The sequence below is a fragment of the Achromobacter sp. UMC46 genome (assembly GCF_014170335.1).
Classification (GTDB): Bacteria; Pseudomonadota; Gammaproteobacteria; order Burkholderiales; family Burkholderiaceae_B; genus Achromobacter.
In genome coordinates, this window is the sequence record NZ_LZZS01000039.1 from 1 (window position 1) to 9,368 (window position 9,368).

The 9,368-nt window shown below is 67.5% G+C and carries 6 protein-coding genes and 2 pseudogenes; 4 read left to right on the top strand and 4 right to left on the bottom strand.

The features are described 5' to 3' along the window. A pseudogene (locus tag A9973_RS28435) lies at nucleotides 1-350 on the bottom strand (ATPase); the annotation flags it as partial. Beyond that, complete coding sequence (locus A9973_RS28440) at nucleotides 350-1,051, bottom strand: response regulator (protein ID WP_006226445.1); 702 nt, start codon at nucleotides 1,049-1,051, stop codon at nucleotides 350-352. The gene A9973_RS28440 and the pseudogene A9973_RS28435, both read right to left, overlap by 1 nt. A gap of 219 nt (nucleotides 1,052-1,270) precedes the next feature. Here A9973_RS28440 and A9973_RS28445 point away from each other — a divergent pair, with 219 nt between their 5' ends. Both A9973_RS28445 and recQ read left to right on the top strand, forming a co-directional pair. After that, entirely contained in the window at nucleotides 1,271-2,596 is a 1,326-nt protein-coding gene (locus A9973_RS28445; RefSeq protein WP_183016958.1) for a fimbrial protein, read from the top strand. A gap of 93 nt (nucleotides 2,597-2,689) precedes the next feature. Next, a complete protein-coding gene (gene recQ / locus A9973_RS28450; RefSeq protein ID WP_183016959.1) occupies nucleotides 2,690-4,519 on the top strand; it encodes a DNA helicase RecQ in 1,830 nt (609 codons plus the stop codon). Nucleotides 4,520-4,540: 21 nt separating this feature from the next. Here the strand turns inward: recQ and A9973_RS28455 are convergent, their stop codons facing one another. Beyond that, entirely contained in the window at nucleotides 4,541-5,596 is a 1,056-nt protein-coding gene (locus tag A9973_RS28455) for a cytochrome d ubiquinol oxidase subunit II (RefSeq protein WP_183016960.1), read from the bottom strand. Then, nucleotides 5,593-6,936, bottom strand: a complete 1,344-nt coding sequence (locus A9973_RS28460; protein ID WP_183016961.1) for a cytochrome ubiquinol oxidase subunit I — start codon at nucleotides 6,934-6,936, stop codon at nucleotides 5,593-5,595. The genes A9973_RS28455 and A9973_RS28460 overlap by 4 nt, the downstream gene beginning before the upstream one ends. Nucleotides 6,937-7,072: 136 nt before the next feature. On the opposite strand from A9973_RS28460, the gene A9973_RS28465 reads away from it, so the two are divergent. Both A9973_RS28465 and minC read left to right on the top strand, forming a co-directional pair. After that, nucleotides 7,073-8,842 (top strand): glutamine--tRNA ligase/YqeY domain fusion protein, encoded by a 1,770-nt coding sequence (locus tag A9973_RS28465; RefSeq protein ID WP_183016962.1) that lies wholly within the window; start codon nucleotides 7,073-7,075, stop codon nucleotides 8,840-8,842. 173 nt (nucleotides 8,843-9,015) lie between these two features. Beyond that, nucleotides 9,016-9,368, top strand: a pseudogene (minC, locus tag A9973_RS28470) (septum site-determining protein MinC); the annotation flags it as partial.

A 9,368-nucleotide genomic window follows, 5' to 3' on the forward strand; every position in this document is an offset into this window, starting at 1 on the left:
GGCGGAGGCGGACGGGGCGCGGCGCGCGGCGGCGGCGGCGGGCGGCGGCCGTTGAAGCGCTGCAGCTTGGCTTCGGCCGGCAGCACGCGCGACCACAGCCGCCATTGGTTCTGCGACGCGGTGCGCACGAATTCGGCGCGGTCTTCGGCGGGCACCTCGGACACGGCGGCGCGCAGCGTGCGGATCGTGGTGACGATGTAGCCGATCGCCACGTCTTCCAGGAACTTGTGCCGGAAGTAGGACACCGTCACCAGCGTGGCCGCCTGCGTCAGCAGCACGGAACCCAGGATCAGCAGGATCAGGCGCGCCCGCAGCGAACGCGGCACCAGGAAGCCGAGAGAAAAACGCATCAGGGCGAGAACCGGTAACCGATGCCCCAGACGGTCTGGATCCAACGCGGCTGCTTGGGATCGTCTTCGATGACGCGGCGCAGGCGCAGGATCGCGATGTCGATGGCGCGGTCGTTGCGCTCGCCGGCATCGTCGTCGCGCGCCAGCGCCAGCAGGCGCTCGCGCGACAGCGGCTTGCCGGCGTTGCGCACCAGGGCTTCAAGCAGGTTGATTTCGCCTCCGGTCAGCTTCACCACGGTGCCTTCGCGCGACAGCTGGCGCGAAGACGGATCGAACAGGAAAGGGCCGAACGTGACCGGCGCATCCTTGGTCAGCGCGGAAGGCCCGCGCTTGCGGCGCAGCACCGCTTCGATGCGGGCCAGCAATTCGCGCGGATCGAAGGGCTTGCCCACATAGTCGTCGGCGCCCGCTTCCAGGCCGATGATGCGGTCCACCGCTTCGTCGCGGGCGGTCAGGAGAATGACGGGGATGTCCTCGCCCTGCTCGCGCAGGCGGCGGCAGGCATCGGCGCCGTCGCCGCCGGGCAGCATGCGGTCCAGCACGAGCAGGTCGGGCGCGTAGCGGGTGATGCGGGACGACAGGTCGGTGGCGTCCGGCGCCAGCAAGGTGTCGTAGCCGTGCCGATTCAGGTAGTCGGCCAGCAGTTGCCGTAACGCGGGATCGTCGTCGACGACCAGCAGTTTGGTGTGGGGATTGTCCATGGATGCCATAGTGAGGCGCGCCGCGTCCGGCCGCAAGAGGCAGGAAATCAACTGAAATACACCTATTGCACGATGTACGCCGTGTTTTCGGGCGCTTTGGCGCAAACGCGCGAAGCGTCATGGACTGGCCCTAAAATACATGGCTTGGCCTTGCCGCTCGTCCGGTTTACTAAAAATCGTTTACAGCTACGACGGCATCCCCTCTCTACACTGGTCCGTATGGTCGCCCCTCTACTCTGGCGCACACGGCTGTTGCAGGCGGCGCTGGCAACGGGCTTATCCTGCCCGTTGGCTTCCGCGTTTGGCGACACGCCGATTGCGTCCCCTGATTTTGCCGCCCCGTCTTCCGAGGCGGCGCCGGTACGCGTGGCGCGCGGCATCGGAGTTCTGTCCCCAGTTCAGGCGATCCCCGTGCGGCCCGCGCCTTCCATCGACGCCGCGGTGCCGCTTGATCCGTCCCCCTGCGACTTGCAAGCGGCGGAACCGGGCATGGACACCAGCGTGCAAGGCGCGGCTGACGACAGCGCCGCGGAACAGATTCCCGGCATCGGCTCGTCGTTGTCGGGCGCGGCCGACGCGTCCCCATTGGGCTGCGAACAGGCCACCGCCCCGGCCGAGGAAAGCACGCCGGACTACAGCTTCGCGCTGGAGGACGGCGACCTGTCCCGGATACCGGTCGTGGTGATCTCGGGCGTATCGCGCCCGACCCGTCCATGGTTCGCCTCGGTCAGCGGCCAGGACGGCCTGCGCTACGGCGGCGACCGCAACTGGGTCTACCGCAACACCATCGGACCGTCGGTCACTGTAGGCAACATCAACGCCAATGCCCCCGCCTGGGGCAGCAGCGCGCCGGTGGGCGGCCTGCAGATCGCGAACTGGGCCGGCTCTTCCGCGACCGTGCCCGAAGGCAGCTTCGGCTATTCCTCGTCGCTGGGCAAACTGAACCGCATGGATCCGGCCGCCAGTTCGGGCGCCGTGGACTATGGCGCGTCGGTCGGCAGCGGCAGCGTGCGGTACGGGGTGACGCCCGCCCTGACGCTTGAAGGCCAGATGCAAAGCGCGCCGTCGCTGACGACCCGGGGCATGGGCACCACCTATGCCGCGGGCGAGTACGGCACGTTCCAGGCCGGTGCCACGCAAAGCTCGTTCGACGCGGCGAACGCCTGGCGCTACCGCATCGGCTACAGCGTGGACGTGACCGATGCCGTGAACCTGGGCTTTACAAACGAACAGATCGGCGCCGGCTTCGGCGACCTGTCCACCTACTCCGGCGGCGTGGCCTCGGCCCCGCAGTCGCGCAACACCTTGACGGCCGGCGTGCCCATCACCGGCTGGGGTACGCTCAGCGGCACCTATTCCGGCCTGCACGAAGGGTCGACGCTGGCCGAGCAGCGCGTGGGGCTGACGCACAGCATGTTCGTCGCGCCCAAAGTCAGGCTGGCCGTGGGCGCCGACCGCGACATCATTTCGGGCAACTACGAATGGCGCGCCAACCTGAGCATGCCCGTGGACACGTTCATGCGCGGCACCTGGTTCAGCTGGTAGCCGGCCCGCGCGACGGACGGAAATATCCCGTTAAAGGGGGCTGTCCGGAATTGCGGCTTAAAATCCCTGCCATGATGCTCCCGGCCTACCCCCATGTCTGACGCGCGCGCCCTCGGCGTATTGCAGCGCGTTTTCGGTTACGAATCCTTCCGCGGCGACCAGCAAGCCATTGTCGAACAAGTGATCGACGGCGGCGACGCGCTGGTCCTCATGCCCACCGGCGGCGGGAAATCGCTCTGTTACCAGATTCCCTCGCTGGTCCGTGAAGGCACCGGCATTGTCGTGTCGCCGCTGATCGCGCTGATGCAGGACCAGGTCGACGCCCTGACCGAACTGGGCGTGCGCGCGGCCTTCCTGAACTCCACGCAGGAATGGCGCGTGGCCCGCGACGTCGAACAGGCGTTCCTGGCCGGTGAGCTGGACTTGCTGTACGTCGCCCCCGAACGCCTCTTGACCGACCGCTGCCTGCAATTGCTCGAGCGCGGCCGCATCGCATTGTTCGCCATCGACGAAGCGCATTGCGTGTCCCAATGGGGACACGATTTCCGGCCGGAATACCTGGGCCTGTCGATGCTGCACGAGCGCTGGCCGGACGTGCCGCGCATCGCACTGACGGCCACGGCCACCGCCGACACGCGCACTGAAATCGCCCAGCGCCTGTCGCTGGACGACGCCCGCCATTTCGTTTCCAGCTTCGACCGTCCCAACATCCGTTATCGCATCATCGAAAAGAATGAAGTGCGCAAGCAGCTGCTGGAGATGATCCGCACGGAACACGACGGCGAGTCCGGCGTGGTGTATGGCCTGTCGCGGGCACGCGTCGAGGAAACCGCCGAATTCCTGTGCAACCAGGGCATCGACGCCATGCCGTACCACGCGGGGCTCAGTCCGCAGGTGCGCGCCGCCAACCAGTCCCGGTTCCTGCGCGAAGACGGCGTCGTCATGGTGGCCACCATTGCCTTCGGCATGGGCATCGACAAGCCCGACGTGCGCTTCGTGGCCCACATCGACCTGCCCAAATCCGTCGAAGGCTACTACCAGGAAACCGGCCGAGCCGGCCGTGACGGCCTGCCCGCCACCGCCTGGCTGGCTTACGGCCTGCAAGACGTGGTGCAGCAGCGCCGCATGATCGACGAATCGCCCGGCGACGAGTCCTACCGCCGCCGGCTGGGCCAGCAGCTGGACGCCATGCTGGGGCTGTGCGAAACCGTGGAATGCCGACGCGTGCGCCTGCTGGCCTACTTCGGCCAGCAAATCACGGCCTGCGGCAATTGCGACGTCTGCCTGGAGCCGCCGCAAGCCTGGGACGGCACGGTCGCCGCGCAGAAAGTGCTGTCGGCCGTCTACCGCCTGTGGAAAGAACGCGGCCAGCGCTATGGCGCGGGCCACATCATCGACATCCTGCGCGGCAAGATCACCGACCGCACCAAGCAGCACGGCCATGAAACGCTAAGCGTGTTCGGGGTGGGCGAAGACCTGAGCGACACCGCCTGGCGCGGCGTGCTGCGCCAGTTGCTGGCGCAGGGCCTGCTGACGGTGGACAACGAAGGGTTCGGGACGCTGGCATTGACCGAAGGCAGCCGCGCGGTACTCAAGGGCGAGCGCCAGCTGATGCTGCGGCGCGAATCCGAAAAGAAGACCCGTGCGGGCAAGACCGGCAGCGGCCGCCCCAAGGCCGCCGCGATCGACCTGCCGGCCGAACTGCAACCCGTCTTCGAGGCGCTGCGCGCCTGGCGCGGCGAAGTGGCCAAAAGCCATGGCGTGCCGGCCTACGTCATCTTCCATGACGCCACGCTGCGAGAAATCGCGCTGGCCCAGCCCGAATCCATGGATGCGCTCAGCCACATCAGCGGCGTGGGCGCCCGCAAGCTCGAAGCCTACGGCGAAGAGATCCTGCAGCGCGTGGCCAGGCCGGTGCTGTAGCAGCCCGGCCCGCTGCCGTCGTCAGGCCGACGGCGGCGGCAACAGCGGCACCGGCGCGCGTTCCTTGCCGAACACCGACCGGTAGGCCAGGATGTTGAACACCAGCACCACCGGTATCCCCACGACCGCGCCGGCCAGGACGAGCCGCATCGAGCCCAGCGCGCCCGCGCCGTCCCACAGGGTCATGTCGTCCAGGATCAGATAAGGGAACAGGCTGTACGCCAGGCCGCTCAGCATCAGCAGGAACAGCGCCACGCACAGCACGAACGGCAACCAGCTGAAGCGGTCCGCGCGGCCGGGCAGGCGCGCCAGCAGCATCTCGGCCGCCACGTAGCCGGCCAGCATCATCACCCAGACCGTGGCGGCCAGACTCAGGTGCGCGATGTTGCTCCACTTGTAGAAGATGCCCGCGTTGGCCAGCCCCAGCGTCACCGCGATGGCGACCATGCCCACCGCCGTCCAGCGGATGGCGTGGCGGGCCCAGCCGGCGGCGCGGCGCTGAAGATCGCCGTCCACCCGCATGACCAGCCACGACGCGCCCAGCAGCACGTAAGCCGCCACGGCGCACAGGCCCACGAACAGCGCGAACCAGCCGTAACCGGCGTCGGACTGGTAGCCGGTGGCGATCCGGCCCAGCAGCATGCCCTGGCCGAAGGCCGTGATGATCGAGCCCGCCCAGAAGCCGAAGATCCAGCGCGGCTTCATCTCGTTGCGCGCGCGGATGCGGAATTCGAACGACACGCTGCGCAGCATCACGCCCAGCACCATGAAAGTCAGAGGCCCGTAGAGTTTGCCCAACACCGCGCCCCATGCGAACGGGAACGCCGAGGCGAACAGGCCCATGCCCAGCAGCAGCCAGAATTCGTTGGCGTCGCGCCAGGGGCTCAAGAGCGACATCATGCGGCCGCGCTCGTGCTCGGGGGCCAGTTGCAGCAGGATGCCCACGCCCAGATCGAAGCCGTCCAGGACCATGCCTGCGGCGATCACCACGAACAGCAGCCCCATGAAGGCCAGCGGCATCCAGAAGGAAGGGTCTTCGGGGCTCAGGCCCTGCGAAGCGGCCAGCATGGCGATCATGGCGAACCCCCGCCCAGTTTGCGCACCGGCACCACGCCGTAGCGCGCCGCGTGGAACAGCATGGCGGCGAAGGCGGCCAGCAGCAAGGCATACAGCAGGCCGTAGCCCGCAAGCCCGTAGAGCACGGTGCTGGCCGCCGTCTGCCCCAGCACTTCGGATTGCGTGATGGTGCCGTTGACCACGAAGGGCTGCAGGCCGATGATGGACACCCACCAGCCAGCCACCACCGCGATCCCGCCCGAAAACATCATGCCGCACAGCACGCGCTGCCACCAGACCGGCAACGTGGACGGGTCCAGCCCGCGGCGGAACGTCCACAGGAACGTCACGCAAGCCACGGCAAGCATCAGCAGGCCCAGGCCCACGGCCACCCGCAGCGACCAGAAGGTCAGCGCCACCGGCGGCAGCATGCCGGAATATTTGTCCAGGCCCTGGTAGGTGCCGTCCGCATTGCGGTGCAGCCACATGCCGCCCGCATTGCGGATCGTCACGTCCGACAGGTTGACGTGTGCACGCGCGTCCGGCCAGCCGAACAGCACCAGTTGGGGTTCGGCGCCGCTTTCCCAAAAGCCCGCAGCGGCGGCCGCTTTGGCCGGCTGCAGCTTGGCCACCATCTGGCCGGTGCCCGTCGCCACCGGCACTTGCAGAAAGGCCGCGACCACCGCGATCACCAGGCCGGTCTTGAACGTATTGCGTTCGCCATCGCCCAGCGGGCGGCGCAACGCCTGCAAGGCCGTCACGCCCATCATCAGGAACGAGGCGGCCAGCGCCGCGCCGACGACCACGACGGCCATGCGCCAGCCGACCGAAGGATTCAGCACCACGGCCTTCCAGTCATAGACCTGATAGCGCCCATCGACGAAGATCGCGCCGTCCGGCGTCTGCATCCAGGATTGCAGGGCCAGCACCCAGAACACCGCCACCATCTGGCCCACGGCCACCATCAGCACCGCCAGCGTATGGGCGCTATCGGACACGCGGCGCTGGCCGAACAGCATGACGCCCAGGAAGCACGACTTCAATATGAAGACGGACAAGATGCCGTAGCCCAGCAAGGGGCCGGCCACGTTGCCGATCTTGTCCATCAGGCCCGCCCACAGGCTGCCGATCTGGATCAGCACCGGCACGCTGGCCGCCAGGGTCAGCACGAAGGCCAGCGCGAAGATGCGCACCCAGAAACGATAGGCGGCGGTCCAGCCGCCACGGCCCGACCAGCGGGCGCGCACCTTGAAAAACAGCAAGACCCAGGCAAGCGCCAGCGAAATCGCCAGGAACAGGGCCAGAAAGCTCAGGCTGGCCACGAACTGCGCACGGGCCAGGGAAAGGGTGGATATATCCATGATGGGCCGTAGTGTAGAGCCAGTTACATGACTGTGGGGACAGTTTGAAACCGGTTGCGCCAGGCCCGAAAAGGCGCCTCCGGCGGAACGTGGCAAAATTGACGCTTTGTCGCCGCTTTTTCCTATTCTTTCAAGAATGACCACCGCCACGACGCCGACCCCTGCTGCATCCAATTTCCTGCTCAACATCGTCCAGGACGACCTCGAAGCCAACCGCTTCCAGGGCAAACGCTGGGCGGGCAAGCCTGGCCCGGCCGCCGTGCAGCAGCAGGGGGCGCCCGACCCGGCCCGCATCCGCACGCGCTTCCCGCCGGAGCCTAACGGCTATCTGCACATCGGCCACGCCAAGAGCATCTGCGTGAATTTCGGCCTGGCGCGCGATTTCGGCGGCATCTGCCACCTGCGTTTCGACGACACCAATCCCGAAAAGGAAGACCAGGAGTACGTCGACGCCATCATCGAGGCCGTCCGCTGGCTGGGCTTCGACTGGAAGGCCGGCGACGGCCAGGAAAACCTGTATTTCGCCAGCGACTACTTCGGCTACATGTATGAATTCGCCGAAGCGCTGGTCGAAGCCGGCCATGCCTACGTCGACGAGCAAAGCCCCGAGGCCATCCGCGCCAACCGCGGCACGCTGACCGAACCCGGCACCGACTCGCCCTGGCGCAACCGCCCGGCCGCGGAGTCGGTCGCGCTGCTGCGCGAAATGCGCGACGGCAAGCATCCGGACGGCAGCCTGGTGCTGCGCGCCAAGATCAACATGGCGTCGCCCAACATCAACCTGCGCGACCCGGTCATGTACCGCGTGCGCCACGCTACCCACCACCGCACGGGCAACCAATGGTGCATCTACCCGATGTACAGCTGGGCCCACCCGGTGGAAGACGCGCTGGAAGGCATCACGCACAGCGTCTGCACGCTGGAATTCGAAGACCAGCGCCCGTTCTACGACTGGATCCTGACGCGCCTGGCCGAACTCGGCAAGCTGGCCCAGCCGCTGCCGCACCAGTATGAATTCGCCCGCCTGAACCTGAGCTACGTCGTCACCAGCAAGCGCAAGCTGCTGCAACTGGTGCGCGAAGGCCACGTGGACGGCTGGGACGATCCGCGCATGCCGACCCTCTTCGGCCTGCGCCGCCGCGGCTACACGCCGGCCTCGATCCGCCTGTTCTGCGAGCGCACCGCCGTCTCGAAGTCCGATTCGCGCATCGACTACAGCCTGCTGGAACAAGCCGTGCGCGACGACCTGGACCCCATCGCCGCCCGTTCGGTGGCCGTGCTGGACCCGATCAAGCTGGTCATCACCAACTACCCGGAAGGCCAGACCGAAATCTGCACCGCGCCGCGCAACCCGCACGATCCGGAAGCCGGCGTGCGCGAATTCCCGCTGTCGCGCGAGCTCTGGATCGAACGCGACGACTTCCGCGAAGAAGCGCCGAAGAAGTACTTCCGCCTGTTCCCCGGCAACACCGTGCGCCTGAAGTACGGCTACGTCGTGCGCTGCACCGGCTTCACCAAGAACGAAGCCGGCGACATCGTCGAAGTGCAGGCCGAGTACCTGCCGGAAACCCGAAGCGGCACGCCGGGCGCCGACAGCGTCAAGGTCAAGGGCAACATCACCTGGGTCAGCGCGGCCCATGCGGTGCCCGCCCAGATCCACCTGTACGACCGCCTGTTCGCCGACGCCCGCCCCGATGGCGGCGACAAGGACTTCCTGACCTGCCTGAACCCGAACTCCAAGCAGACCGTCACGGCCTGGCTGGAACCCGGCACCGTCGCCACGCCCGGCGCCACCTGGCAGTTCGAACGCCTGGGCTACTTCACGGCCGACCTGAAGGAATCCTCCGAAGCCGCCCCGGTGCTCAACCGCATCGTGACGCTGCGCGATTCCTGGGCGCAAGGCTGACCCGCCCGCGCGACCTGCCCGCGTGCATACCACGGGAAAAGGCGCCTTCGGGCGCCTTTTTCTTTCGTCTTCCCTGCTGCGCACCCCGCCCCCCGGCGGGTTATCATCCCCGACATCCCGCAGCCGGTCGTGCGCGCCGTTTCCTGGCGCCCGGACCGCCAGCCACAATCAAGATGAATACTGAATCCCTAGCCCTGGACTTCAAAAGCGCCACCCTGTATGCCATCCGGGTGGTTCTGCACAGCGCAGACCCCGAACGCCTTGCTGCCGCGCTGGCCAAGCGCATGGCCGACGCCGGCAGCTTCTTCGAGAACGAGCCCGTCGTCATCGACGCCAGCCGCGTCGACGAGAAGATCGATTGGAAGGCCCTGGTAGCCGCGCTGCGCAGCCATAACCTGCCCCCGATCGGCGTCGTGGCCGAAGGCGCCAACCTGAAAGCCGCGCGCGAGGCCGGCCTGACGCCGGTGGAACTGTCCACCCCCGCCGCCCGCCCCGCCCCCGTGGTCGACACCGCGCCGCCGAACGA

What these genes read in the sequence shown, in the direction of transcription:
- A9973_RS28440 (WP_006226445.1), bottom strand. Translation starts at nt 1,051, where the DNA reads ATGGACAATCCCCACACCAAACTGCTGGTCGTCGACGACGATCCCGCG.
- A9973_RS28445 (WP_183016958.1), top strand. Translation starts at nt 1,271, where the DNA reads ATGGTCGCCCCTCTACTCTGGCGCACACGGCTGTTGCAGGCGGCGCTG.
- recQ (WP_183016959.1), top strand. Translation starts at nt 2,690, where the DNA reads ATGTCTGACGCGCGCGCCCTCGGCGTATTGCAGCGCGTTTTCGGTTAC.
- A9973_RS28455 (WP_183016960.1), bottom strand. Translation starts at nt 5,596, where the DNA reads ATGATCGCCATGCTGGCCGCTTCGCAGGGCCTGAGCCCCGAAGACCCT.
- A9973_RS28460 (WP_183016961.1), bottom strand. Translation starts at nt 6,936, where the DNA reads ATGGATATATCCACCCTTTCCCTGGCCCGTGCGCAGTTCGTGGCCAGC.
- A9973_RS28465 (WP_183016962.1), top strand. Translation starts at nt 7,073, where the DNA reads ATGACCACCGCCACGACGCCGACCCCTGCTGCATCCAATTTCCTGCTC.